The 24,981-nt window shown below is 52.8% G+C and carries 26 protein-coding genes; 17 read left to right on the top strand and 9 right to left on the bottom strand.

All coding sequences use genetic code 11. From position 1 onward, the window contains the following. The first annotated feature begins 23 nt into the window (after nt 1-23). The 3 genes from ruvC to ruvB all read left to right on the top strand — a co-directional run bounded on the left by ruvC (nt 24) and on the right by ruvB (nt 2,385). Entirely contained in the window at nt 24-551 is a 528-nt protein-coding gene (gene ruvC, locus F3J38_RS11525; protein ID WP_167138461.1) for a crossover junction endodeoxyribonuclease RuvC, read from the top strand. 206 nt (nt 552-757) lie between these two features. Next, a complete protein-coding gene (gene ruvA / locus F3J38_RS11520) occupies nt 758-1,372 on the top strand; it encodes a Holliday junction branch migration protein RuvA (protein WP_167138459.1) in 615 nt (204 codons plus the stop codon). 8 nt (nt 1,373-1,380) lie between these two features. Continuing rightward, nucleotides 1,381-2,385, top strand: a complete 1,005-nt coding sequence (gene ruvB, locus F3J38_RS11515; protein ID WP_167138457.1) for a Holliday junction branch migration DNA helicase RuvB — start codon at nt 1,381-1,383, stop codon at nt 2,383-2,385. A gap of 60 nt (nt 2,386-2,445) precedes the next feature. On the opposite strand, the gene znuB is transcribed toward ruvB, so the two are convergent. Together znuB and znuC are read right to left on the bottom strand one after the other, a co-directional pair. After that, nucleotides 2,446-3,231: a zinc ABC transporter permease subunit ZnuB gene (gene znuB, locus F3J38_RS11510; RefSeq protein WP_167138455.1), complete on the bottom strand. Its 786-nt coding sequence runs from the start codon at nt 3,229-3,231 to the stop codon at nt 2,446-2,448. Then, nucleotides 3,228-3,983, bottom strand: coding sequence for a zinc ABC transporter ATP-binding protein ZnuC (gene znuC / locus F3J38_RS11505; protein WP_167138452.1), 756 nt, complete (start codon nt 3,981-3,983; stop codon nt 3,228-3,230). Before znuC ends, znuB begins: the two co-directional genes overlap by 4 nt. Before the next feature lie 77 nt (nt 3,984-4,060). Here znuC and znuA point away from each other — a divergent pair, with 77 nt between their 5' ends. The 3 genes from znuA (at nt 4,061) to lpxM (ending at nt 7,477) form a co-directional block, all read left to right on the top strand. Continuing rightward, nucleotides 4,061-5,032 (top strand): zinc ABC transporter substrate-binding protein ZnuA, encoded by a 972-nt coding sequence (znuA, locus tag F3J38_RS11500; protein WP_167138450.1) that lies wholly within the window; start codon nt 4,061-4,063, stop codon nt 5,030-5,032. A 14-nt stretch (nt 5,033-5,046) separates the two neighbouring features. Further along, nucleotides 5,047-6,375 carry a murein DD-endopeptidase MepM gene (gene mepM, locus F3J38_RS11495; RefSeq protein ID WP_167138448.1) on the top strand — a complete coding sequence of 443 codons (1,329 nt, stop codon included), beginning with the start codon at nt 5,047-5,049 and terminating at the stop codon, nt 6,373-6,375. 127 nt (nt 6,376-6,502) lie between these two features. Continuing rightward, on the top strand, nt 6,503-7,477 hold the full coding sequence (gene lpxM, locus F3J38_RS11490) for a lauroyl-Kdo(2)-lipid IV(A) myristoyltransferase (RefSeq protein WP_167138447.1): 975 nt from the start codon (nt 6,503-6,505) through the stop codon (nt 7,475-7,477). A gap of 74 nt (nt 7,478-7,551) precedes the next feature. Here lpxM and F3J38_RS11485 read toward each other — a convergent pair whose 3' ends face one another. The 3 genes from F3J38_RS11485 to F3J38_RS11475 form a co-directional block, all read right to left on the bottom strand. After that, on the bottom strand, nt 7,552-8,787 hold the full coding sequence (locus tag F3J38_RS11485; RefSeq protein WP_167138445.1) for an MFS transporter: 1,236 nt from the start codon (nt 8,785-8,787) through the stop codon (nt 7,552-7,554). 92 nt (nt 8,788-8,879) lie between these two features. After that, on the bottom strand, nt 8,880-10,322 hold the full coding sequence (pyk, locus tag F3J38_RS11480) for a pyruvate kinase (protein ID WP_167138443.1): 1,443 nt from the start codon (nt 10,320-10,322) through the stop codon (nt 8,880-8,882). A 117-nt stretch (nt 10,323-10,439) separates the two neighbouring features. Beyond that, a complete protein-coding gene (locus tag F3J38_RS11475) occupies nt 10,440-11,318 on the bottom strand; it encodes a MurR/RpiR family transcriptional regulator (protein WP_505538582.1) in 879 nt (292 codons plus the stop codon). 332 nt (nt 11,319-11,650) lie between these two features. Here F3J38_RS11475 and zwf point away from each other — a divergent pair, with 332 nt between their 5' ends. From zwf to F3J38_RS11460, 3 genes are all read left to right on the top strand, one after another. Continuing rightward, nucleotides 11,651-13,126, top strand: coding sequence for a glucose-6-phosphate dehydrogenase (gene zwf, locus F3J38_RS11470; protein ID WP_167138441.1), 1,476 nt, complete (start codon nt 11,651-11,653; stop codon nt 13,124-13,126). Between the two features lie 182 nt (nt 13,127-13,308). Beyond that, nucleotides 13,309-13,752: an inner membrane protein YidI gene (yidI, locus tag F3J38_RS11465; protein ID WP_167138439.1), complete on the top strand. Its 444-nt coding sequence runs from the start codon at nt 13,309-13,311 to the stop codon at nt 13,750-13,752. Nucleotides 13,753-13,946: 194 nt separating this feature from the next. Next, nucleotides 13,947-14,585, top strand: coding sequence for a bifunctional 4-hydroxy-2-oxoglutarate aldolase/2-dehydro-3-deoxy-phosphogluconate aldolase (locus tag F3J38_RS11460; protein ID WP_167138437.1), 639 nt, complete (start codon nt 13,947-13,949; stop codon nt 14,583-14,585). A 94-nt stretch (nt 14,586-14,679) separates the two neighbouring features. On the opposite strand, the gene purT is transcribed toward F3J38_RS11460, so the two are convergent. Beyond that, the gene (purT, locus tag F3J38_RS11455; protein WP_167138435.1) at nt 14,680-15,858 is read right to left on the bottom strand and encodes a formate-dependent phosphoribosylglycinamide formyltransferase; all 1,179 of its coding nucleotides are present in this window, start codon (nt 15,856-15,858) and stop codon (nt 14,680-14,682) included. A 161-nt stretch (nt 15,859-16,019) separates the two neighbouring features. Here purT and F3J38_RS11450 point away from each other — a divergent pair, with 161 nt between their 5' ends. Beyond that, nucleotides 16,020-16,661 (top strand): tellurite resistance TerB family protein, encoded by a 642-nt coding sequence (locus F3J38_RS11450; protein WP_167138433.1) that lies wholly within the window; start codon nt 16,020-16,022, stop codon nt 16,659-16,661. A 1-nt stretch (nt 16,662) separates the two neighbouring features. On the opposite strand, the gene F3J38_RS11445 is transcribed toward F3J38_RS11450, so the two are convergent. Next, nucleotides 16,663-17,535, bottom strand: a complete 873-nt coding sequence (locus tag F3J38_RS11445; protein ID WP_167138431.1) for a LysR family transcriptional regulator — start codon at nt 17,533-17,535, stop codon at nt 16,663-16,665. 92 nt (nt 17,536-17,627) lie between these two features. Here F3J38_RS11445 and F3J38_RS11440 point away from each other — a divergent pair, with 92 nt between their 5' ends. Both F3J38_RS11440 and F3J38_RS11435 read left to right on the top strand, forming a co-directional pair. Continuing rightward, nucleotides 17,628-18,140: a phenolic acid decarboxylase gene (locus tag F3J38_RS11440; protein WP_167138861.1), complete on the top strand. Its 513-nt coding sequence runs from the start codon at nt 17,628-17,630 to the stop codon at nt 18,138-18,140. 127 nt (nt 18,141-18,267) lie between these two features. Then, complete coding sequence (locus F3J38_RS11435; RefSeq protein ID WP_167138429.1) at nt 18,268-20,331, top strand: prolyl oligopeptidase family serine peptidase; 2,064 nt, start codon at nt 18,268-18,270, stop codon at nt 20,329-20,331. On the opposite strand, the gene exoX is transcribed toward F3J38_RS11435, so the two are convergent. Next, the gene (gene exoX / locus F3J38_RS11430) at nt 20,325-20,993 is read right to left on the bottom strand and encodes an exodeoxyribonuclease X (protein ID WP_167138427.1); all 669 of its coding nucleotides are present in this window, start codon (nt 20,991-20,993) and stop codon (nt 20,325-20,327) included. The two genes, F3J38_RS11435 and exoX, sit on opposite strands and share 7 nt — an antisense overlap. 7 nt (nt 20,994-21,000) lie before the next feature. Next, a complete protein-coding gene (locus tag F3J38_RS11425) occupies nt 21,001-21,231 on the bottom strand; it encodes a DNA polymerase III subunit theta (RefSeq protein WP_167138425.1) in 231 nt (76 codons plus the stop codon). Between the two features lie 152 nt (nt 21,232-21,383). Between F3J38_RS11425 and copC the strand changes: the two genes are divergently transcribed. The 5 genes from copC to F3J38_RS11400 all read left to right on the top strand — a co-directional run bounded on the left by copC (nt 21,384) and on the right by F3J38_RS11400 (nt 24,928). After that, nucleotides 21,384-21,761, top strand: coding sequence for a copper homeostasis periplasmic binding protein CopC (gene copC / locus F3J38_RS11420; RefSeq protein ID WP_167138423.1), 378 nt, complete (start codon nt 21,384-21,386; stop codon nt 21,759-21,761). Nucleotides 21,762-21,764: 3 nt separating this feature from the next. Further along, a complete protein-coding gene (copD, locus tag F3J38_RS11415) occupies nt 21,765-22,646 on the top strand; it encodes a copper homeostasis membrane protein CopD (protein ID WP_167138421.1) in 882 nt (293 codons plus the stop codon). 29 nt (nt 22,647-22,675) lie between these two features. Beyond that, nucleotides 22,676-23,023: a YebY family protein gene (locus tag F3J38_RS11410; RefSeq protein WP_167138859.1), complete on the top strand. Its 348-nt coding sequence runs from the start codon at nt 22,676-22,678 to the stop codon at nt 23,021-23,023. Between the two features lie 317 nt (nt 23,024-23,340). After that, on the top strand, nt 23,341-23,781 hold the full coding sequence (locus F3J38_RS11405) for a WapI family immunity protein (RefSeq protein ID WP_167138419.1): 441 nt from the start codon (nt 23,341-23,343) through the stop codon (nt 23,779-23,781). 820 nt (nt 23,782-24,601) lie between these two features. Beyond that, nucleotides 24,602-24,928: a hypothetical protein gene (locus F3J38_RS11400; protein WP_167138417.1), complete on the top strand. Its 327-nt coding sequence runs from the start codon at nt 24,602-24,604 to the stop codon at nt 24,926-24,928. Nucleotides 24,929-24,981: the final 53 nt, after the last annotated feature.

Here is a 24,981-nt window from a genome sequence, read left to right as displayed (position 1 = left end):
AACCCAACAGCCGGAGGCGCGTAGTGGCGATCATTCTCGGGATTGACCCCGGTTCGCGCGTCACCGGTTACGGTGTGATTCGTCAGGTTGGCCGCCAGCTCAGCTATCTGGGCAGCGGCTGTATCCGCACCAACGTCACCGATCTTCCCTCACGCCTCAAACTGATCTACGCCGGGGTGACTGAAATCATCACCCAATTCTCGCCGGACTATTTTGCTATCGAGCAGGTGTTTATGGCAAAGAATGCTGACTCAGCGCTTAAGTTGGGCCAAGCGCGTGGAGCAGCCATTGTCGCTGCGGTGAATCTCGATTTACCGGTGTTCGAATATGCGGCGCGCCAGGTCAAGCAAACGGTGACTGGCACGGGTGGGGCGGAGAAGAGTCAGGTTCAGCATATGGTGCGTACCTTGTTGAAACTCCCTGCCAACCCGCAAGCGGATGCTGCCGATGCCTTAGCTATCGCCATCACCCATTGCCATCTCAGCCAGAATGCGGCGCGCTTAAGCGATACCAAACTGATCATGACGCGTGGGCGTTTGCGGTCAGGGTAGCAAAATCCCAAACATTGAAGGCTGGATATTGATCCAGCCTTTTTTATGTTATAAATACCCGTCATATTTCCACTGACTGATAACTGGGTTGCCCTTTTTCATCCGAACCGGTTCCGCTTGCCAGCGCATCGCCGTCCTGTCGGTTGACGCCATTTGTCAGTGGAAATATTCAGCATATTGATAGACTTATATAAGGAACTGCTCAGGTGATTGGTCGTCTACGAGGCAACATTCTGGAAAAACAGCCGCCGCTGGTGTTAATTGAGGCGCACGGTGTCGGTTATGAAGTTCATATGCCCATGACCTGCTTCTACGAGCTACCGGAAATCAATCATGAAGCGATAATCTTCACCCAGTTTGTGGTGCGTGAAGATGCGCAACTGCTGTTTGGTTTTAACAACAAGCAAGAGCGTGCATTGTTCCGTGAGCTGGTGAAAGTGAATGGCGTGGGCCCTAAGCTGGCACTGGCTATTCTTTCCGGCATGTCCGCACAGCAGTTTGTCACTGCCGTTGAGCGTGAAGAGATAGCGTCACTGATCAAATTGCCTGGCGTCGGTAAGAAAACCGCAGAGCGTCTGGTAGTGGAGATGAAAGATCGCTTCAAAGGTATGCACGGTGACCTGTTTGGCGGGGATTCTACTTTCACACTCACCACTCCATCAGAAGCGCCAGAAAGCAACGATGCAGAGGCGGAAGCCGTTGCAGCACTGGTGGCGCTGGGATATAAACCGCAGGAAGCCAGCCGCATGGTCAGCAAAGTTGGTAAACCTGATGCGGATTGTGAAACCCTGATTCGTGAAGCCCTACGCGCTGCTATTTGAGGTAATGCATGATTGAAGCCGATCGCCTGGTCTCGGGCGGCTCTTTTAGCGAAGAAGAGAGCCTCGACCGCGCCATTCGTCCAAAGCTGCTGGCAGAGTATGTCGGTCAGCCACAGGTGCGGGAGCAGATGGAGATCTTCATCAAAGCCGCGAAACTGCGTGGTGATGCACTCGACCATCTGTTGATATTCGGCCCGCCAGGGCTGGGTAAAACCACGCTGGCTAATATCGTGGCCAATGAGATGGGCGTCAATTTGCGAACCACGTCGGGTCCCGTGTTGGAAAAAGCAGGTGATTTGGCGGCGATGCTGACCAACCTTGAACCGCATGATGTGCTGTTCATTGATGAGATCCACCGCTTGTCTCCGGTGGTGGAAGAGGTGCTTTACCCAGCGATGGAAGATTATCAGCTGGATATCATGATCGGTGAAGGTCCAGCCGCGCGTTCGATCAAGCTCGACCTGCCGCCATTTACCTTGATTGGCGCGACAACGCGTGCCGGTTCACTGACATCACCGCTGCGTGACCGCTTCGGTATTGTGCAGCGCCTTGAATTTTACAATGTGCCGGATCTGCAACACATCGTCAGTCGTAGCGCGGCTTGTCTAGGTCTGCCGTTAAGTGACGAAGGTGCGCTAGAGGTCGCGCGTCGTGCACGTGGAACTCCGCGTATTGCTAACCGTCTGTTGCGTCGTGTGCGCGATTACGCGGAAGTGCGCGCCAATGGCATCATGAGTGGTGAAGTGTCGGCCAGCGCGCTCGACATGCTCAACGTCGATAATCAAGGTTTTGATTATATGGACCGCAAGCTGCTGTTGGCGATTATCGATAAATTCTCTGGCGGACCGGTAGGATTAGATAACCTGGCGGCTGCGATTGGTGAAGAGCGCGAAACCATTGAAGATGTGATTGAACCCTTCCTGATTCAGCAGGGATTTATTCAGCGCACGCCACGCGGCCGTCTGGCTACGCAGCATGCTTATAAGCATTTCGGTATTAGCCGCGAAGAGTAAACTGTTATCCAGTGCACTCATGCGCCCCTTCAGCACAAGGGGCGTCATTGATGGCGAAGGTTATGCTGCTGGCTTTTTAGCCATGCTGAGGATGAACAGCACGGCGGCACAAAGTACGACGGAGGGACCGGCAGGCGTGTCGTAAGTGGCGGAGAACGTCAGTCCACCCGTGACCGCCAAAATGCCAATAATCACCGCAAATCCAGCCATCTGTTCCGGTGAGCGGGAAAAACGACGCGCTGTGGCGGCGGGAATAATCAGCAGTGACGTGATAATCAGTGCACCAACAAACTTCATCGCCACGCCAATGGTTAATGCGGTGACCAGCATCAGCATCAGGCGCGTGCGTTGAATGTTGACGCCATCCACTTGAGCCAGTTCCGGGCTAATGGTCATCGACAACAGTGAGCGCCACTGCCAAGCCATCACTGCCAACACAATGGCGACGCCAGCGCCCATCATCCACAAGTCATCCGGCGTTACCGCCAGCAAATCACCAAACAGGTAAGCCATTAAGTCAACACGTACGCCCTGCATCAGGCTGACGACGACCAAACCGAGTGACAATGCGCTGTGTGCCATAATACCCAGCAGGGTATCAATGGCCAGGTGCGGACGACGTTCCAGCCAGACCAAACCTAACGCCAGACAAACGGTCACCAAAATCACGGCGTAATAAGGGTTTACATTGAGCAGCAGGCCGAAGGCGACACCGAGTAATGAAGCGTGCGCCAGGGTATCGCCAAAGTAGGACATACGGCGCCAGACCACAAACGAGCCGAGCGGACCGGCAGCCAGCGCCAGTAATACACCACCGAGCCAGCCGGGTAATAACAGTTCAATCATGACGGACCATTTCCTTTGCGCAGAACAATACGTCCCTGTAAATCGTGACGATGATTATGGTGATGGCGATAGATAGCCAACTGCTGCGCACCGCGTGGTCCGAACATGGCGATAAATTCCGGATGCTGCGAAACCGCTTCCGGTGTACCTGAACAGCAGATGTGGTGGTTAAGGCACAACACTTCGTCGGTTTTTGCCATTACCAGATGCAGATCGTGAGAAACCATCAGCACGCCACAGTTGAGTTCCTGGCGAAGCTGATCGATTAAATCGTAGAGCGCAACCTGGCCATTCACATCGACACCTTGGGTGGGTTCGTCCAGCACCAACAGCTGAGGCTGGTTGAGCAGGGCGCGGGCCAGCAATACACGCTGCGTTTCGCCGCCCGAAAGCTTCTGCAACGGAGCCTGCAAAAGATGACCTGCCTGGACGCGTTTCAATGCGGGCAGAATGGCATCGCGCTTGCTACCGCGAGTCAGGCGCATGAAACGCTCCACGGTAATGGGCAATGTCGGGTCGATATGCAATTTCTGCGGCACGTAGCCGATACGCAAACCCGGCGTGCGTTTAACGCTGCCGCTGGTCGGCGCGAGCAAGCCGAGCACGGTTCGCACGAGCGTTGATTTGCCCGCGCCGTTCGGCCCAAGCAGCGTGAGAATTTTTCCCGGCTCAAGTGACAAGCTGATGCCAGCGAGCACAGGGCGCTGAGAAAATTTCACTGAAATGTTTTCAAGTGTAACAAGTGACGACATAGTATTTACAGGTTGCATTGAATTTCGGATGTTATAATATCACATTCCATCAACGGGTCACGATGGAATGACGCATTATGTTACACATTAAGCAGCGCCTCGCTTTCACTCTTCCTGCTGCAGCAATTGCTGCCGCCTTTGCACTTCCAGCTCACTCAGCGGTAGTGGCTTCAATCAAACCTATCGGATTTATCGCAGCGGCGATTGCTGATGGTGTCACACCGGTTGAAGTTTTGCTGCCAGATGGTGCTTCAGAACATGACTATGCCTTGCGTCCTTCAGACGTAAAACGTATAAAAAACGCGGACTTAGTGGTTTGGGTTGGGCCGGAAATGGAAGCGTTTCTGACGAAGTCCGCCGCAGAGTTGCCGCCGGCGAAAAACCTCGAAATTGCGGCCATGCCCGGGGTTAAACCCTTGTTGATTCGCGGGGGTGAAGAGGAAGAAGAACACGACCAGGATCACGATCATGACCACAATGCAGAAAAGTCTGAAGGCGGTGAGGCAGCACATGATCATCACCATCATCGCGAGTTTAATATGCATCTGTGGATGTCCCCAGAGATAGCGAGACAATCTGCGGTTGCAATCCACGGAAAATTATTGGAACTTATGCCGCAAAGCAGAGCCAAACTTGACGCGAACCTGCAGCAGTTTGAGGCAGAATTAGCCAGTGCTGATAAGCAAATAGGTGCTCAGCTTGCCCCGGTTAAGAATAAGGGTTATTTCGTTTTTCACGATGCGTATAGCTACTTTGAAAAACACTACGGTTTGTCCCCCGCTGGACATTTTACCGTCAACCCTGAGATCCAACCGGGCGCCCAGCGACTACATCAAATACGAACACAGTTGGTTGAGCAGAAAGCCGTATGCGTTTTCGCTGAACCACAATTCAGGCCGGCCGTCATCGATGCCGTGTCTCGCGGAACCAACGTGCGTAAAGGCACCCTTGATCCGCTGGGCATGGGAATCAGCTTAACCAAAGACAGCTACGTGAAATTCCTCTCACAGTTGTCGAGCCAGTATGCGAGCTGCCTGAATGGAGCATAGAGGAATAGGTAAAAGTGCAGCAGATAGCCCGCTCTGTCGCCCTCGCATTTAATAATTTGCCGCGTCCCCACCGCGTTATGTTGGGTTCATTAACTGTTATTACGTTGGCCGTCGCGGTATGGCGGCCATACGTTTACCATCCCCATGATGTTGCGCCCATCGTGAAAGACATCACGTTGGACAAAAACGAACTGCGTACGTTATTACCGGATGCCAGTGAGCCGATCGATCAGACCACGGCTGAACCGGAAGAAGACATCCCCGCTGATGACATCGATAAAGATGTACCGGACAATCCGAACGTTCATGACTACACCATTTCCTCGGGTGATACCCTCGGTAGTGCGCTGAATCAGTACGGCATCGATATCGGTGATATCAATGCGCTGGTGAGCAGCGATAAAGACTTCCGCAACCTGCGCGTTGGCCAGCAGCTAAGCTGGACGCTGGATGCAGATGGGCAACTGCAGAACTTTACCTGGGAAGTGGATCGCCGTGAAACTCGCACCTATGCGCGTCAGCCCAATGGCAGCTTCAAGATGCAGCAAGAGATGCAAAAGGGTGAGTGGCAGAACAGCGTATTGAAAGGCGAAGTGCGCGGCAGTTTTGGTGCCAGTGCGCAACGTGCTGGATTAACCAGTGCGGAAACCAGCAATGTCATAAAAGCGATGCAGTGGCAGATGGACTTCCGCAAGCTGCGCGCCGGTGATGATTTCAGCGTGCTGATGTCGCGTGAGATGCTGGATGGCAAAAGTGCGCAGAGCCAACTGCTGGGTGTGCGTTTGCGCACAGGTGGTAAGGATTATTATGCCTTCCGCGCCGAGGACGGGAAGTTCTACGACCGTAATGGCTCCGGTCTTGCGCGTGGCTTTATGCGCTTCCCGACGGTGAAACAGTATCGCGTCTCCTCCAATTTCAATCCGCGCCGTCTGAACCCGGTGACAGGGCGTATTGCGCCGCACAAGGGTGTCGATTTTGCCTTGCCGATTGGTACCCCGGTGCTTGCGGTGGGTGACGGTGAAGTGGTGATGGCCAAAAACGGTGGTGCTGCAGGTAACTATGTCGCCATTCGTCATGGTCGCCAATATATGACTCGCTACATGCACCTGAGCAAGGTGCTGGTGAAACCCGGCCAGAAAGTGAAGCGTGGTGACCGTATTGCGTTATCCGGTAATACAGGGCGTTCTACCGGCCCACATCTGCACTATGAGGTGTGGATTAACAACCAAGCGGTGAATCCATTAACGGCGAAGCTGCCACGTATGGAAGGCCTGACCGGTAAAGATCGCAGCAATTATCTGGCCGATGTGAAGACGTATCTGCCGCAGTTAGCGCTGAAATAGCCGATTAAGATAGCCAACCTCGAAAAAACCGACGATTTATTCGTCGGTTTTTTGCTATCTGGCGCATGATGATTGCAAAATTAACCACCGTCACTATCATTGTCCCGTCATTGTCAGAGGCGAGTGCATGGAAACCCGAAAGAAAAATAACAGTGAGTTTATTCCCGTTTTTCAACGTTCTTTTTTAAAACCGAAATACTGGGGCAACTGGTTGGCGATTGGTGCGCTAGCCGGTATGGCGATGTTGCCTGCCAAAGTGCGCGATCCGATTCTGGGTGGATTGGGTCGATTTGCCGGCAAGCTGGCAAAAAGCGCGCGCCGCCGTGCGCTGATCAATCTCTACTATTGTTTGCCTGAACTGAGCGAAGCGCAGCGCGAAGAGATTGCTGATCGTATGTTTGCCACCGCACCGCAGGCAATGGTCATGATGGCCGAATTGGGGATGCGCGATCCTGCGCGAGTCCGTCAGCGCGTGGATTGGCACGGTCGTGAAATCATTGAAGAATTACAGGCCAACAAAGAAAACGTCATTTTCCTTGTGCCGCACGGTTGGGGAGTGGATATCCCGGCGATGTTGCTGGCGTCTGAAGGGCAGATGATGGCGGCCATGTTCCACAACCAGAGCGACCCGCTGATGGATTATGTGTGGAATACGGTGCGTCGTCGTTTTGGTGGCCGTATGCATGCACGTAATGACGGTATCAAGCCGTTTATCGCGTCGGTTCGCCAAGGCTATTATGGCTATTATCTTCCGGATCAGGACCATGGCCCGGAGCACAGCGAGTTCGTCGACTTCTTTGCGACCTACAAGGCCACTTTGCCTGCCGTTGGACGCTTAATGAAAGTCTGTCGTGCACGCGTGGTGCCGCTGTTCCCGGTCTATAACAGCGAAACGCATCGCCTGGAAATTTATGTGCGACCGCCAATGGATGATCTGTTAGATGCGGACGACAACACCCTGGCGCGTCGTATGAATGAAGAGGTCGAGGTGTTTGTTCGCCCGCACCCGGAGCAGTACACCTGGATTTTGAAGTTGTTGAAAACGCGCAAAGAGGGGGATATCGAACCCTACGTGCGTAAAGACCTCTATCCACGCAAATAGTCTTAAGCATCATGAATTTCGCCGCTACGGTATGTGCAATCTGCGCAATGGGTAGCGGCGAGTTTCATCTCATATCATTCTACTGCTTCAACATGGCTACGACGTTTGCGTTCGCGTAGGAACAGGGTCACTAAAACAAACCACAGTACCCCTGCAGTAAAGTTAATCCCGCTAAACCAAGGTGTGCCACCGCTGAAGTAACCGCTTTTTGCCAGCTCGATACCGATGGCCAGTGTCAAAATACTGATCATGCCCAGCATGGCGGCGATGCTGCCTTTACCTTCATTGCTGGAGTAGAGCGTCAGGCGATACAAGCCCGCATTGACCATGCCCGCACCAAAGGCATACAGACTTAAACCAGCGGTCAAGAGCAGATAGGTGTGGCTATCCAGCAGGTTTGCAAGCAGTGCAATGCTCAAACCGATTAGGATTGGCCAGGCTGCAAATTTGACCGGCTGTTCGATGGGCACGCGACCTGCCAGCTTACCCAAGGTCAGGTTACCCGCGATCATTGCCAAGAACACCGGCAGTTGCAGCAGGGCATACTCCATACGCGATAAGCCTTCATCGTGCATCAGGATCACCGGCGACAGGGCCACCCACGTCAGAATCGGGATAAACACTAAGCCGATGGCAAATGAGCCATACATGACTTGAGGATCGCGTGCCAGACGGCCATAAGTGCGCGCCAGAGTCGGCAGGGCGATAGAGTGGCTGCGGTCACCCGCCGTCTCCGGCATGATGCGCCACAGCACCACAAACGCCACCAGGCTGCACACTGCGAATAACCAGAACATACTGCGCCATTCACCGACCGTCAGCCAGGCGGCGCCGGCCAGTGGACCCGCCAGCGGAGCCAGCAGTGCAACGTTCGCCATCAGCGCCATCATGCGGACTGCCAGCGCCTCATCAAAGGCTTCCTGCACGGCTGCGTAGCTGACAGCGCCGATAAAGCACAGGCTGATACCCTGGATGAAGCGCAACGTGACGAACTGTTCGATGTTGCTTACCCAGGTTGTGAGAATGCAGGCCGCGGCAAAGAAAAGAATGCCGAACAAGAGTACCGGACGTCGGCCATATTTATCGGAAAGCGGGCCAAGCAGCCACTGAAGGACTACACCGCCCATCAAATAGGCAGTGAGCGAAGTGGAGACCCATTCGGGTCCCACGTTGAATTCAGCGGTCACCAGCAGCATACCGGGCTGAATCATGTCATGGGCGATATAGGTCGCAAACTCAAACAGCACCAGCGCGAGCGGAAAAAGCAGCACGCGCCCGGTGAGTTGAGAAATCGGTTGAAAGCGGGCCATCTGGCCTCCTTGTCAGAGAAAAATAAAACGCGACTGCCAGGCAGTCGCGTTTGTCCATGTTGTTACAGCCGCTGTCGGTGGTGCGTTAGGGTTTAATCTACGCGCAGGACACGGCTGGTATTGGTGGTGCCGGTCGTCGCCATGACGTCGCCCTGGGTGACAATCACCAGGTCGCCTGAGACGAGGAAACCTTTGTCACGCAGCAGATTCACGGCATCGTGCGCGGCGGCAACACCATCGTTGTTGCTATCGAAGTAGACAGGTGTGACACCACGATAGAGAGCCGTCAGATTCAGCGTACGCTCGTGACGTGACATTGCGAAGATCGGCAGACCAGAAGTAATACGTGAAGTCATCAGCGCCGTGCGGCCAGATTCGGTCATGGTGATGATGGCAGACACACCCTGCAGGTGGTTTGCAGCATACATTGCCGACATCGCAATGGCTTCTTCAACGTTGTCGAACTGCACTTCAAGGCGGTGCTTGGAAACGTTGACGCTTGGGATTTTTTCCGCACCCAGGCACACTTTTGCCATTGCAGACACGGTTTCAGCCGGATATTGACCCGCAGCGGTTTCTGCCGACAGCATCACCGCATCGGTCCCATCCAGCACGGCGTTAGCAACGTCCATGACTTCTGCACGGGTTGGCATTGGGTTCGTGATCATCGACTCCATCATCTGCGTTGCAGTAATGATGGTACGGTTCAGCTGGCGAGCACGGCGAATCAGGGCTTTCTGGATACCGACCAGTTCTGGGTCGCCAATTTCCACACCGAGGTCACCACGAGCGACCATCACGACGTCAGACGCCAGGATAATGTCATCCATCGCTTCCTGCGTCGCAACGGCTTCTGCACGTTCTACTTTCGCGACCAGTTTGGCATCGCAACCGGCATCGCGCGCCAGGCGGCGGGCGTAATTCATGTCTTCGCCATTACGCGGGAAAGAGACCGCCAGGTAATCCACGCCGATTTTCGCGGCAGTGACGATATCCACTTTATCTTTTTCAGTCAGGGCTTCAGCAGAGAGGCCGCCGCCGAGTTTGTTAATGCCTTTGTTGTTAGAGAGTGGGCCGCCGACAGTGACTTCGGTGAACACTTTTACGCCCTGAACTTCCAACACTTTCAGCTGCACGCGGCCATCATCCAGCAGCAGGATGTCACCTGGCACCACGTCTTCTGGCAGGCCTTTATAGTCGATGCCGACTTTCTCTTTATCGCCTTCGCCTTTGCTCAGGTCCGCATCCAGCAGGAAGCGATCGCCAACGTTCAGGAAGACTTTGCCTTCTTTAAAAGTAGAAACGCGGATTTTAGGACCCTGCAGGTCGCCCAAAATCGCGACATGACGACCTAATTTCGCAGCAATCTCACGCACTTTGTTCGCGCGTAGCTGGTGATCTTCCGGGGTGCCATGGGAGAAATTGAGTCGAACAACGTTCGCGCCCGCCGCGATGATTTTTTCGAGGTTATTGTCGCGATCGGTGGCTGGGCCGAGGGTGGTAACGATCTTGGTTCTTCTGAGACGTCTTGACATGAAGGACTCCGTTGACAAAGGTTCGTGTCACTCTCAAGGGGACACGGTGTAATCGCATATTCTATATGATCGATGGGCTGTGATTCGACTCACATTGTGAATGTGATGTTAATTATTTTACTGCACCCGCTTTTCCAGGCGCGAATCTTTAAGCGCTTCTTTCACCCGTTTAAGATTTTCGCGGAAAGCGGCGCCACGCTCAAGGGTAAAACCTGTCGCCAAAACATCAACCACGGTTAATTGCGCAAGGCGGGAAACCATCGGCAGATAGATATCCGTATCTTCAGGAACATCGAGCGTGAGGGCGAGAGTTGCTTCTGCCGCCAAGGGAGATCCCGGAGAGGTGATAGCCAGTACTGTGGAAGCGTTTACACGCGCCAAGCGAGCCAGTTCTGTCATATTTTTGGTACGACCAGTATGTGATATGAGAACAAAAACGTCATTTGGCCCACTATTTATGCAACTCATGCGCTGGATCACAATATCCTCTGACCAGATGACCGGTAGATTAAAGCGCAAAAATTTGTTGGTGGCATCATGGGCAACGACAGCCGAAGCGCCGAGGCCAAAAAAGGCAATTTTCCGGGCTTGTGTTAAAGCCAGAATGGCCTGGTCAATCACCTGTAAATCAAGCTGCTGACGCACACGACTCAGACCCGCTAAGGCAGAATCAAAAATCTTATGGCTGTAACTCTCGACGCTGTCATTTTCTTCCACATCACGGCTAACCCAGTTAGGCCCTTTAGCCAGACTTTGTGCTAAACGTAATTTGAAATCGGGAAAACCGCGAGTCCCCATACGATGACAAAAGCGATTCACTGTGGGTTCGCTGACGTCGGCAGCACGCGCCAGCGTGGCGATGCTGGAGTGCATTGCCTGCTGCGGTGCGGCAAGGATTTGTTCTGCCACTTTACGTTCTGATTTACTCAGCGCATCAAGTTGCGCCTGAATGTGTTCCAGCATGTCGTTAACCTGAGAGTCCTCAATCACGTTCATCACACAATGAAATCGCTGCCAATTCTCAACAATATACCGTGTAATACCCTCTCGCACGCAGCAGCGGACAAATGTTAACGCGATTTTTTTGTCATACTTTGATCGTTGCCGGGTTTTATCCCGACAAACATCGAAACAGAAAAAGCGCATAAAGCGCACACGACAACACACCTTTGTTCGCCATCATGTTCAAAGTAATGGTTAATGCCACACCGCGTCTGGGTTGTTACGATGCGGGGAAAAAAGTACATTGTGCTGTAAGAAAATTACAATAAGGACCTGGGATGATGAGGACACTCAAACCGGGTATATCCTGCAACGAGGAGAGGAAAATGGCGGTAACACAAACAGCCCAGGCATGCGATCTGGTTATTTTCGGTGCCAAAGGCGATCTTGCACGCCGGAAACTGTTGCCTTCACTGTATCAGCTGGAGAAAGCCGGTCAGATTCATGACACCACACGCATTATCGGCGTTGGGCGCGCGGAGTGGGATAAAGAGGCGTACACCAAAGTGGTACGTGAAGCGCTGGAAACCTTCATGAAAGAGAAGATCGATGAAGCGCTGTGGGACAAACTCAGTAGCCGTCTCGACTTCTGTAACCTCGACGTCAACGACACCTCGCATTTCACAAAACTGGGCAAAATGCTTGACCAGAAAGAACGTGTCACCATCAACTACTTCGCGATGCCGCCAAGTACTTTCGGCGCGATTTGCGATGGTCTGGGCGCGGCCAAGCTGAATGCAAAACCTGCGCGTGTGGTGATGGAAAAACCACTCGGCACTTCGTTAGAGACCTCGCAAGAGATCAATGACAGCGTGGGCAAATATTTCGAAGAGAGCCAGGTCTTCCGTATCGACCACTATCTCGGCAAAGAGACGGTACTTAACCTGCTGGCGCTGCGTTTCGCTAACTCCATCTTTGTTAACAACTGGGACAACCGCACCATCGACCACGTGCAGATTACCGTGGCAGAAGAGGTAGGTATCGAAGGCCGTTGGGGTTACTTTGATCAAGCGGGCCAGATGCGCGACATGATTCAGAACCACTTGCTGCAGATCCTCACCATGATTGCCATGTCTCCCCCTTCTGACCTTAGCGCGGATGCGATTCGTGATGAGAAAGTGAAGGTGTTGCGTTCACTGCGTCGTATTGATCAGAGCAACGTGCGTGACAAAACCGTACGTGGTCAGTACACCGCTGGTTTTGTCCAAGGTAAGAAAGTGCCGGGTTATCTGGAAGAAGAGGGCGCGAACAAGCAGAGCGCCACTGAGAGCTTCGTGGCCATCCGTGTTGATATCGACAACTGGCGTTGGGCGGGTGTGCCGTTCTACCTGCGTACCGGTAAGCGTTTGCCGACCAAATGCTCTGAGGTTGTGGTGTACTTCAAGAACCCAGAGATGAACCTGTTCAAAGACTCCTACGCTGAGTTGCCGCAGAACAAGCTGACCATCCGTCTGCAGCCAGATGAAGGGGTTGATATCGAGATCCTGAACAAAGTGCCGGGTCTGGATCACAAGCACAAACTGCAGACCACTAAGCTGGATCTGAGCTACTCCGAGACCTTCAACCAGTCACATCTGGCGGATGCTTACGAGCGCCTGCTGCTGGAGACGATGCGCGGCATTCAGGCACTGTTTGTACGTCGTGATGAAGTTGAAGCGGCGTGGGGCTGGGTCGATTCGATTATTGATGCGTGGAACGCGGATGCGGATGCACCTAAGCCTTATCAGGCTGGTACTTGGGGCCCAGTGGCTTCCGTCGCGATGATTACGCGTGATGGCCGTTCGTGGAACGAGTTTGAATAATTTGTGATGGCACTGCCAGTGATCTAACGGCTGGTTATGTATTAGAGACAACAGACAAACGCTTTCGATGATGATCACCGAAAGCGTTTTTTTATTTCTATAAAATGTAGACGTTGACGGGTCAGAAAGCGTGTAACAGTATTTGCTGCACGGAGCAGGTTGATCAAATAAAGGATTATTGTGTGAATACGTTAGTAAAAAATGCATGGAGTTCAGCCGGTATGATATTGGGAGCGATAGCTCTGATTATCAGCCTTATCCATTTCTCAACTGGGCCTTACTCGGCACCTCCTTCGCTTGAGAGTGTCGTTGCCAGACACGTTGGCGAGATTAAAAAAGGCGTTATCGACGGATTGATAGGCAAAACTCCTTCCTCAAGTGAACCCACCAGGAAAATAAATATCGATCAAATACTGACTACCGTTGTTCTTAGCCTCGCTACGGCGGCCTTACTCATGGCCTTCGTCGGTGGTATGCGTAAAGAGAACAATAGGAGTGTCAGGGGCGCGCTGATATTTAGCTGCGGAACGCTCGCATTCCATGCCATTTTGCTGGGCATGGCATTTGCGTCCGCGATTATCCTGCTACTTATCGTGTTGTCATTGATATCTGGGTTTTTCGGATAAAGATTTGTCTCAGGCAATGGGGATGAATGATGCAGAAGGAAAAAACTTCCCATTGGAAATTCATTTTTCTTAAAATTGAACCTGGGTTTCAAAAATATTTGATACGCATAGACGTTAGTCCAGCCAATCTTGTATGGTAGAGCCAAATTATTGACAGCGTGGCGAAGCCTAGCTGAAGCAACCAAGGAAACGTGATGAAGAACTGGAAAACAAGTGCTGAACAGATCATGACAACGGGCCCCGTTGTACCGGTGATCGTAGTCAACAAACTGGAACACGCGGTGCCGATGGCGAAAGCGCTGGTGGCCGGTGGTGTGCGCGTGCTGGAAGTGACATTGCGTACACCAGTGGCCATGGATGCATTGCGTGCGATGATCAAAGAAGTGCCGGAAGCGATTGTAGGTGCGGGCACCGTAATTAATACTCAGCAGTTGAAAGAAGTCACCGATGCCGGTGCGCAGTTCGTCATCAGCCCAGGTTTGACGGAACCCTTGTTGAAAGCGGCAGTTGAAGGCTCCGTGCCACTGATTCCCGGCATCAGCACCGTTTCCGAACTGATGTTAGGTATGGATTATGGCCTGCGTGAGTTCAAATTCTTCCCGGCTGAAGCCAATGGCGGAGTCAAAGCCTTGTCAGCGATTGGGGGTCCTTTCCCTCAGGTGCGCTTCTGCCCAACCGGCGGGATTTCTCCGGCCAACTATCGTGACTATCTGGCGCTGAAAAGCGTGCTGTGCATTGGTGGTTCGTGGCTGGTGCCGAACGATGCGCTGGAAAGCGGCGACTGGGATCGCATTACACGTCTGGCACGTGAAGCGGTTGAAGGGGCGAAGTAAAGCTTCGATCGAATGAGAATAAGGTAAGGGCGGCCTGAAGACCGCCCTTAAAAGCTATAAGATGCCCTTTACAGGCCAAGGGCAGGTGAGGGGCTTAACCTTCCACTTTCACCGCTGCGGCACTCGCCACGGCACGTGCAATAGCCTCATCGGTATTGTCACCGGTTGCCAGCGCTACACCAAGGCGACGTTGACCGGCAATCTCTGGCTTCCCGAACAGACGCAGTTGCAGGCCAGCACCCAAAGCGGCTTCGATGTTCACGAACTGCACGTTTTGGCTATCGAGCTGTGGCAGAATCACCGCTGACGCTGCCGGACCATACTGACGAATTCCACCAACAGGCAGGCCGAGGAAGGCGCGCACATGCAGCGCAAACTCAGACAGATCCTGAGAGATCAATGTCACCATGCCGGTATCATGTGGACGCGGTGAGACTTCACTGAACACCACTTCATCACCACACACAAACAGCTCAACACCAAACAGTCCATAACCACCCAATGCTTTAACCACCTTGGCGGCGATATCTTGTGCGCGTTGCAGAGCTAATTCCGTCATCTGCTGTGGCTGCCAGGATTCACGATAATCGCCATCTTCCTGACGATGACCAATAGGTGCACAGAAGTGAATGCCATCGACCGCGCTAATCGTCAGCAGGGTGATTTCAAAATCAAACTTCACCACGCCTTCCACGATCACTCGACCCGCACCGGCACGTCCGCCTTGTTGTGCGTAATCCCAGGCTTTGTCCAACTGGCCTGCTTCACGAATGAAACTCTGACCTTTGCCGGAGGAACTCATCACCGGCTTAACGATGCACGGGAAACCAATATCATGTGCAGCCGCGACAAAGTTCTCTTTGCTATCGGCAAACTGATAGGTCGAGGTAGGTAAAGACAACTCTTCCGCCGCCAGACGACGAATACCTTCACGGTTCATGGTCAGACGTGCAGCACGGGCGGTTGGCACCACTTTCTGGCCCTGAACTTCCAGTTCCAGCAGTTTTTCGGTCGCAATCGCTTCGATTTCCGGCACCACGAAGTGCGGCTTCTCCAGTGCGATTAACGCGGCCAGCGCATCGCCGTCCAGCATATTGATCACATGGCTGCGATGGGCAACGTGCATCGCGGGTGCATCGGCATAACGATCCACCGCGATCACTTCTACACCCAGACGCTGACACTCCAGCGCCACTTCTTTGCCCAATTCGCCTGAGCCTAACAGCATCACTCGCGTTGCGGCAGGGCGCAGCGCGGTTCCGAGAGTCGTCATAATTTCACCTTAGCAGTCAAAATGCGCGCGCAGTATATACGAAAACGTTTGCGTACTCACGCATTCCACTGAATCAGGTTTGCCATACTTTGCCCGCTCTGACGTTACCTGACACAAGCTACGGCAGCATGGAGAGCGAAAATCTAAACGGGAGTTAAACGATGAGTAATTGGCTACAGCAGATTCAATCGGTGCTGACGAAAAAGGGTGGTGAGGGGAAATCGGGTGGTTTGAGCGATATGCTGGCCCCCGGCGCGCTTGGTGGGCTGGCTGGATTATTGGTGGCCAGCAAATCCACCCGTAAGCTGTTGACCAAGTACGGCGGCAAAGCGTTGCTGGTCGGTGGAGGGGCCGCCGCAGGCGCGGTGCTGTGGAACAAGTACAAGCAGCGTGTGCGTGAAACCCATCAGGATGAACCCGGTTTTGGTCAATTGCAGACACCGGTCGATCAGCGCGCGGAGCGATTGGTGACGGCATTAGTGTTCGCGGCCAAAAGTGATGGTCACATTGATGAAAGTGAACGTGCAGCGATAGAGCAAAACATTCATCAAGCTGGTTATGGTGCGCAGGCAGAAGCATTGATCCAACAAGCGATGAATCGTCCTCTCGATCCACACTGGTTGGCGGCGGATGTCAAAAACGAAGAGGAAGCTTTGGAACTCTATTTCCTGAGCTGTGCTGCTATCGATGTGGATCACTTCATGGAACGCAGCTATCTGTCCGCGCTGGGTGATGCCTTAAAGATTCCACAGGACGTGCGTGAGGGGATTCAGCGCGATATTGAAAGCGAGAAAGCCGCATAACCTAGTGCCAGCTTTGCTCTCGCAGCAAATTGAGCAACGTCTGCAATGACGCATCAATCACGATGATGTGGTTGTTGATGAGTAAATGCAACGCGGTGGCACGGCGAACGCCCTGTTGTAGCGGCAGTACTTTGAGAGTGCCTGCCGCTAAAGCCGCCTGAATACGTGTTTCCGGCAGCCAGCCGAAACCAACCTGATGTGTCACGGCTTCAATCGCGGCTTCAATGGTTGAGCAGGACCATACTTCTCCATGGTTGCGTTCTTGCAGCACGCTGAAATGCTGGCTGTCGGCGATGCGAATCAACGGATACGCGGCTAACTGCTCCGCGCTGATGACGCCATCCTGTTGCAACAGTGGATGAGCATGGTGTGCAACTGCGACAAAATCGACATTCATCAACCACTCGCCACGGCCTGATCCGGGCTGGCGCTGACTCAATACCAGCACATCAGCGTGGTCGCTATCCGGCACCTGCGTTTCCAACACCTCTGTGACATTCACCTGTGTGCGTGGATAGCGACGCTGAAATTCTCGCAATACGCTGAACAGGTTTTCGCGCGGCAAGATACTGTCTACAACGAGTTCAATGCGGCTACGTTCACCATTCTGTATCGCAATTGCCCGTTTCTCCAGCGTGTAAAAGGCTTTTAAGAGCGGCCGAACTTGTGCGAGTAGTTCCTCTCCTGCAGGGGTTAGCACCGTTCGGCGTCCCTGCGTTTCCAACAATGTGACCCCCAGCCGCTCCTGCAACATGGCAAGATTGTAACTCACCGAGGATTGGCTTCGATGGTTCGCTTCAGCTGCGTTGGCGAAACTGCCATGTCGCACCACCTCATCCAGCAGGCCCCATTGTTCAAGCGTAGATTTATGCATACCATCGAATTAATGAATGAATTTTATCGAAACATAGCGTTATTCATCAGGTAAGTGAAGGAGTAATCTGCATTCAGACCAAAGGAGAACACATTATGAACACTTTCGATAAAGATGATTTGGCTGGATTCATCGGTAAACACCTGATCTACACCTATGACAATGGCTGGAATTATGAGCTGTACATCAAAAATGCCGACACTGTTGATTACCGTATTCACAGTGGGATGGTGGGCAACCGTTGGGTGAAGGATCAGCATGTTTACATCGTGCGAGTCGCCAAAGAGGTCTATAAAGTCTCATGGACAGAACCCACCGGTACTGACGTGAGTTTAATCGCAAACCTCGGTGACAGGCTGTTCCACGGCACAATCTTCTTCCCTCGCTGGGTGATGAATAATCCTCAGCAGACCGTATGCTTCCAGAATCAACACCTTGATGAGATGAACCGCTATCGGGAGGCCGGTCCTGCGTATCCCACTGAAGTTATTGACGAATTTGCCACTATCACCTTGGTGCGCGATTGCGGCGCGGATAACGACGAAGTGATTGCCTGCGCGGCGAATGAACTACCAGCAGATTTTCCAGCCAATCTACTGCGCTGATGGTGGCACAAAAGGGAACGCAGCAAAAAGCGCTCCCTTCGTTACACATCATGTGCGCTGGTGCTTGGCTTCCCGCGTGATAAGTGCCACGCTTGCTGAATGTTGTTTTTCAGGGACAGGAGCCACAATGAATCAGCCACAAGCGAAAAAAATCCCCCATGTCATGAATTTGCACGGTGAAACGCGCATCGATAACTACTATTGGCTGCGCGATGACGATCGTGAAAATCCTGAGGTGCTGGATCATCTCCATGCCGAGAACGCCTACGGCAAGGCGATGATGGCCTCGCAAGACGATTTACAGCAGCGGGTACTCAAAGAGATCATTGACCGCATACCTGCACAGGATCATTCGGTGCCTTATGTGAAGAACGGCTACCGCTACCAAAGTCGTTATGAAGTGGGTAATGAATATCCGATCTATTTTCGCCAATCGGTGGACGCACCTGCTGATGAACCCTGGCAATTGCTGATCGATGGGAACCAGCGAGCATCGCACAGCGATTTCTATACCATGGGCGCGCTGGCCATTACCCCCGACAACCAGGTGATGGCGCTCGCGGAGGATTTTCTTTCACGTCGTCAATATGGTATCCGCTTCCGCAATCTGCAGAGTGGCAGTTGGTATCCTGAAGTGCTGAGCGACGCCTCATCCAGCGTGGCATGGGCGAACGACTCACGTACGCTTTATTATGTGCGTAAGCACCCGAAAACACTGTTAGCTTACCAAGTATGGCGTCATGAGCTGGGCCATCCACAATCTGATGATCAACTAGTGTATGAAGAGAAGGATGAGAGTTTCCATCTCAGCGTGCATAAAACTACGTCAGAGCACTTCATTCTGATTGCCATGTACAGCACCACTACCAGCGAGATTCAGCTGATTGACGCTGAGTATCCCGATGCGCAGCCGCAGGTATTTTGTCCCCGCCGTCGCGACCATGAATACAGCATCGATCACTACGATCATCATTTCTATATCCGCTCCAATCGTGATGGTAAAAACTTCGGCCTGTACCGCAGTGCCTGGCTGGCGGAAAATCGCTGGCAGGCGTTGATTCCGGCGCGTGATAACGTGGTACTGGAAGATTTTCAGCTGTTCCGCCATTGGCTGGTGGTGGAAGAGCGCCAGCGTGGCGTCAACACGCTACGGCAGATCAACTGGGAAAGCGGGGAAAGCATCGGGATAGCTTTTGACGATCCTGCTTATGTCACCTGGCTGGCGTACAACCCTTCGCCGGAGAGCGATACCCTGCGCTACGGCTACTCATCCATGACGACGCCAACCACGTTGTTTGAACTCAATATGGAAACCGGGGATCGCCGAGTTCTAAAACAAACGCCCGTACCGGGTTTCACCTCCGACGACTACAAAAGCGAGCACCACTGGATTACGGTGCGTGATGGCACTGAAGTCCCCGTTTCGCTGGTTTATCACCGCAAACATTTTAAGCCAGGCAGCAATCCGTTACTGGCATACGGCTATGGTGCGTACGGCAGCAGTATGGACGCCAGTTTCGGTACCAGTCGTATTAGCTTGCTAGAACGCGGTTTCGTCTACGCCATCATTCATGTGCGTGGCGGCGGCGAGCTGGGACAGCAGTGGTATGACGATGGTCGCTTAAAGCACAAGATGAACAGCTTCACCGATTTTATTGATGTGACCGAAGCGCTGGTGGCGAAAGGCTATGGCAATCCGCAGCAGCTTTATGCGATGGGCGGCAGTGCAGGTGGGTTGTTGATGGGCGGTGTGATCAACCTCGCGCCAGCATTGTTCCATGGCGTGGTGGCGCAAGTGCCGTTTGTCGATGTGGTCACCACTATGCTCGACCCCTCCATACCGCTCACCACGGGCGAATATGATGAATGGGGTAATCCGGAACAGGAGGAGTATTACCACATCATTCGTCAGTACAGCCCGTATGACAACATTGAAGCCAAGGGCTATCCGCATCTGCTGGTGACCACCGGTTTGCACGATTCCCAGGTACAGTATTGGGAACCGGCCAAGTGGGTAGCAAAACTGCGCGAGTTAAAAACCAACGACACGCTGTTGTTACTGTGCACCGAGATGGATTCCGGCCACGGGGGTAAATCAGGCCGCTTCAAAGCCTATGAAGGTGTCGCGCAGGAGTTTACCTTCCTGATTGGTCTGGCGCAGGGGAGCTTGCCAGACCGCATCGATTATTGATCGCTCTTAACATACTTGCGCAGCGCCTGCCGCAACGGCGGGCGCAAATCGCGCACGTTTTCCAGCACCCAACGTAAGTAGCCAGGATCTTTACGAGCAATACTGCCAATACTCTGTCCGCGATACTTACCAAACGGGAAGACGTCGCCGCTGACTTCCGCAGGCTGGCAACGACTGACCATCTCACTGGCGCTCCAACCTGATGTTTCCATGATGCGAATCAACAGTGCAGCAGTGACGTAGCAGTCATAGAGCGCACGGTGAGCATGCAATTCACTCGGTGGCGTGACATCCAGCTTCAGGCTGTGGCGCAGTGCCTGGTTACCGTATTTAATACCGGGCCACAGTTGGCGAGCCAGCGTCATGGTGCAGATCCATTCACCGGGCATGATGGGCAGCATCCGACGATCAAAGCTGGCATTGTGCGCCACGTAATGCGGGCTGCCGTGATAGCGGCCAATCGCTTCTTCAATGGTAGGTTTATCGGCAACCATGGCTTCAGTGATGCGATGTACCGCCATCGCCTGACGGCTAATGGGGCGATCCGGGCAGATCAAATCGCTCATAGGATTCACTATCTGACCGTTGATCACATCCACCGAGGCCACTTCGACCACGCCGCCTTGCAAACCACAAGTTTCGGTATCGATAACGCGTAACATAAATTAATTACTTCTGTTTGGGTTCATAGGGCAGGCGAGAGAGGCTCAACGATGCCTGACGATAACTCATCAAACGCTGGCGGAACCAGTCACGCAGCGCTTCAGGCTGCTCGCGCTCGACCATTTCGGCAATCACCGGCATGTTATAGCGCTCTTTAAAAGCCACACCGGCGGCGGCCAGATCGACGTTCACTTTGTCTTTCTCTTCCTGCGACAGCAGGGCAAGGTTTTGGCTCATGCATTTCTCCTGATAAACAGGGGCAAAGTAATGGTTTCCCCTTTACGGATCAAGGAAATTGGATCGCACCGCAAGTCTCGACACGCTTTAAGCAGCGGCGTATCCTGCTGCCACGTTGACGGCGCTTGGCCGCATCCAAAAGGGAAGAAGTGATGAAGAAAACTGCGTTAAACCGAGTTGTGGCGCTGTTACTGGCGTCATCTGCGTTAGCTTTCAGTCAGTTTGCACTGGCGCACGCCCACCTCAAAACCCCAGTACCCGCGGATAAGGCGTTGGTTGAGGGTTCCCCACAGAATTTAACCCTGACTTTCACTGAAGATGTCGAACCGGCCTTTAGCGGTGTGGAAGTGCTGAATGCGCAAAACCAGCCGGTAGCAGTGGAAAAGGCCAAGCTGAATGATAAGCAGCACGATCAACTGATTGTCCCTATCAGCAAGCCACTTCCTTCCGGTCAATACCAGGTGAACTGGCATGTGCTGTCCGTTGATGGTCATAAAACCAAGGGAAGCTACGCGTTCAGCGTGAAGTAACCAATGGGCTTGAGTACGTTGTGGATTGCGCTGCGCGCCCTGCATTTTCTTGCCGTGCTGTTGCTGGCGGGCAGTGCGTTCTATACGGCTCTGCTGGCACCGCGGCGCTATCGTCCGGTGCTGGCACAACGTTTACATCGAATTTTAGTGACTACAGCGCTACTGAGTCTGATCAGTGCACTGTTGATGCTGGCGACGCAAACCGGTTTGATGAGCGGCGACTGGCGCAATGTCAGCGATGTCGAAACCTGGCAAGCCGTGTTGAGCACCCGCTTCGGCGCTATCTGGCGCTGGGAACTGGCCTTCGCACTGGTCAGCATGCTGGCATTGCTGTTGCGTGGCATACTGCGTCAGCAGATTTTATTGGTGAGTGGACTACTGCAACTTATTGCGTTAGCCGGAGTAGGGCACGCTGCTATGCGTGACGGCCTGCCGGGTTTGCTGCAACAGAGTAACCATGCACTTCATTTGATTGCCGCAGCGTTCTGGACCGGTGGCCTGTATCCGCTGTTAATATTGATGCGTGAAGCTCGCCAGATTGCTTTCCGCACGGATGCGATTCGTTGCATGATGCGCTTTTCGCGTTATGGGCACTTGGCCGTTGCGCTGGCTCTTCTAACCGGCGTGATCAACAGCTGGTTGATTGCAGGTTCACCACTGAGCTGGCCTGCCACGCTCTGGAGTGCAATGTTAGTCATGAAGGTGATGTTAGTGATGATGATGGTAGGCATTGCACTCATCAATCGCTACTACCTGGTGCCGCGCTTTCGCATTGCTGGTAGCCAGGCACTACAGAACTTTATTCGCCTGACGCAGCTTGAGCTGCTGCTGGCAGTTGTTGTTGTCGGACTGGTCAGCGTGTTTGCCACGTTGTCGCCGGCCTGAATCGTGATGAAAGAAAAAATGAGGTCGATATTTTGCTGAAGAAATTCATTCCAGCTTGCATTCTGATGGCGCTGTGCAGCCAGGCAATGGCCGCGCAGATTATTACCGTCAGTCGTTTTGAGATCGGTAAAGACAAGTGGCCCTTCACGCGTGAAGAAGTGATGCTGACCTGCGAGAAAGACGGTTCGCTGTTTGCTATCAACCCGAGCACACTGTTGCAGTATCCACTTAACGATAAAGCCCAGGCACGTGCCGACGCGGGCAAAGGGACGCTGCAATCGATTGATACCATCGTGGCGGAAGACAAAGCGCATCCAGGTCAGAAAATGAGCCTGCAGCCGATCGTTGATCGTGCGCAGCAGCTGTGCGGTAAGTAATCACGCCAAAATGCGGGCGTAGCGCACAATTTTGCCGCTACGCTTGCTTCTCCGATGTGCCAGCACGATCACAGAGTTGGCAGCTTCCCCTCTCTGGCCTCGCGGTTGGCTGGAAAATAATCGATCCTGAACTACCTTTAAAAGGCAAGGCGAGAAGTCGCCTTCAAAAATGCCAACTTTTAGCGCACGGCTCTCAAAGAGCCATTTCCCTGGACCCGATACAGGAATCGTATTGGGTCTTTTTTTATGCTTATAATTTATAAAAATAAATTCATTGGTAATAAAAAATATTTTGATTAATCGGCAGGAAAGTAAACATGTTTGATATCAGAAATGAAGAGTTCGTTTTCGCGGTCTCTCCCTTGGAACGTGTCGTTGATGAGGAAGCCGATCCGGTTAATCACCTGTGGGACTGGATTAAGTCCTTCGTGGAGCTTTCAGTCAATGGGGTTAAGGTACAGTTTCAAACTGAATTTACTGTTGGTGAGTTAAAAGAACTGCGTGAACACTTTGCTTCATTTTATGAAGCAGTGAAGGTTCAGCGGGAGATTAAACCTTTCAATTTTCGTAGCGATCTTAACCAGTTGAATATGCTGCTTAGGAAAGTGGAGGGCGATGACATTGTGATAATTGAATATATACTTCGCCCGGAATCTCATGCTGACAGTGTCCAGGTTAAAGGTGAATTCGGTATTAATGAACGCTATTTTCCAGACATCTTCAGACGACTCGATGAAATGATAGCCTGGTCGGAATAACATTGTATTCATAATTATGAGCATACATATCCCGCTTTAACGTTGTAATTATTGCCAATTAACCATGTGGTGAAAACGCAGTCTGGTGCCGCTCTGGGGCTGGCTGTCCTCGCGCCGCTGACGCGGTACCTTCACTTCACTCGTCCGCCTGACGGACCGGTGCAGACGGGACTTTCCCTGTCCCGGCTGCACCTTTCGCCAGCATCCATGCTGGCTCTCCTGGCTTCCTCATTCTGTTCAGCGCTGCGAAATGCCAGCCCCAGAGCGTCACAAGCCTGCTTGCTAGCATCCGTATACGCTGTTGGAAAGAGCAAAAGAGTGAAGACGATAGCGCTTTTACTGCCACAAAGGGCACAGTGTTTGAGGCCATAGCGCCTCTGCTGCTGCAAGGGCTATTCGCAGTGCAGAGGCGAAGACGTTGTGCCAGGAGCCAGGCGCAGGGATGCGACAGGCAGTTCGGGTAGGCCAGGACGGCCGTACCCGAACGTTCCGGCCGGCACGACGTTGCAGCTGAAGGCACCGCGAAGCGGCGCGAGGACAGCCCGGCAGCTGCAGAGGTGCTCTGGCCCGCACTAATACCAAACTGTACGAGAATAATTCAACATATCAAGGGAAAATGCTAAAGCAGTAGTGTCCAAACTCAACCAAGACAATTAACTTCGAAAGGAAAATCGCCACCTTAACCGACACATCCTTACTCCATCTTTACCTGAATTGCCCGAAATCCAGCCTGTTATTCCCTCAATCGCGCGACGCCTCACATGCTACATTTCCTCACAGCTAAACGACTAGCCGTACCGGCCTAAAAGAGAGTCATAAGATGTTTAAACCTGCCAGCCTACTTATCGCGCTAGTGCTTCTTTCTGGTTGCGCACTGAAACAATATCCACAGTCTCCTAAAGTCAGTAACGAAGAAGCGCAAACCTATAACTGCGCGGCAGTTGAGCAGGAGATCGCCAAAACCCACAGCGTACAGCAACAGATCGACAAAACCGGCGAGTTTGATGCTCTAACGGTTATTGGCTTTATCGGCGATTTTGGCATTGGTAACGGCATCGCCAAGGCCAGCGCCAACAAACATGCCGCTGCGCGGTTATCTGAGTTAGAGCAGTTAAAAACCGTGCGTTGCAATCATTCAGCGGTTTAATGAACCCAAGCCAGCACTGAATATGCGGTCATTTTGTAGCAGTCAGCGTGCTG

Origin of the sequence: Candidatus Pantoea formicae, from assembly GCF_011752625.1 — a bacterium.
GTDB lineage: Bacteria > Pseudomonadota > Gammaproteobacteria > Enterobacterales > Enterobacteriaceae > Pantoea > Pantoea formicae.
This window is presented reverse-complemented; position numbering and strand designations above follow the sequence as displayed.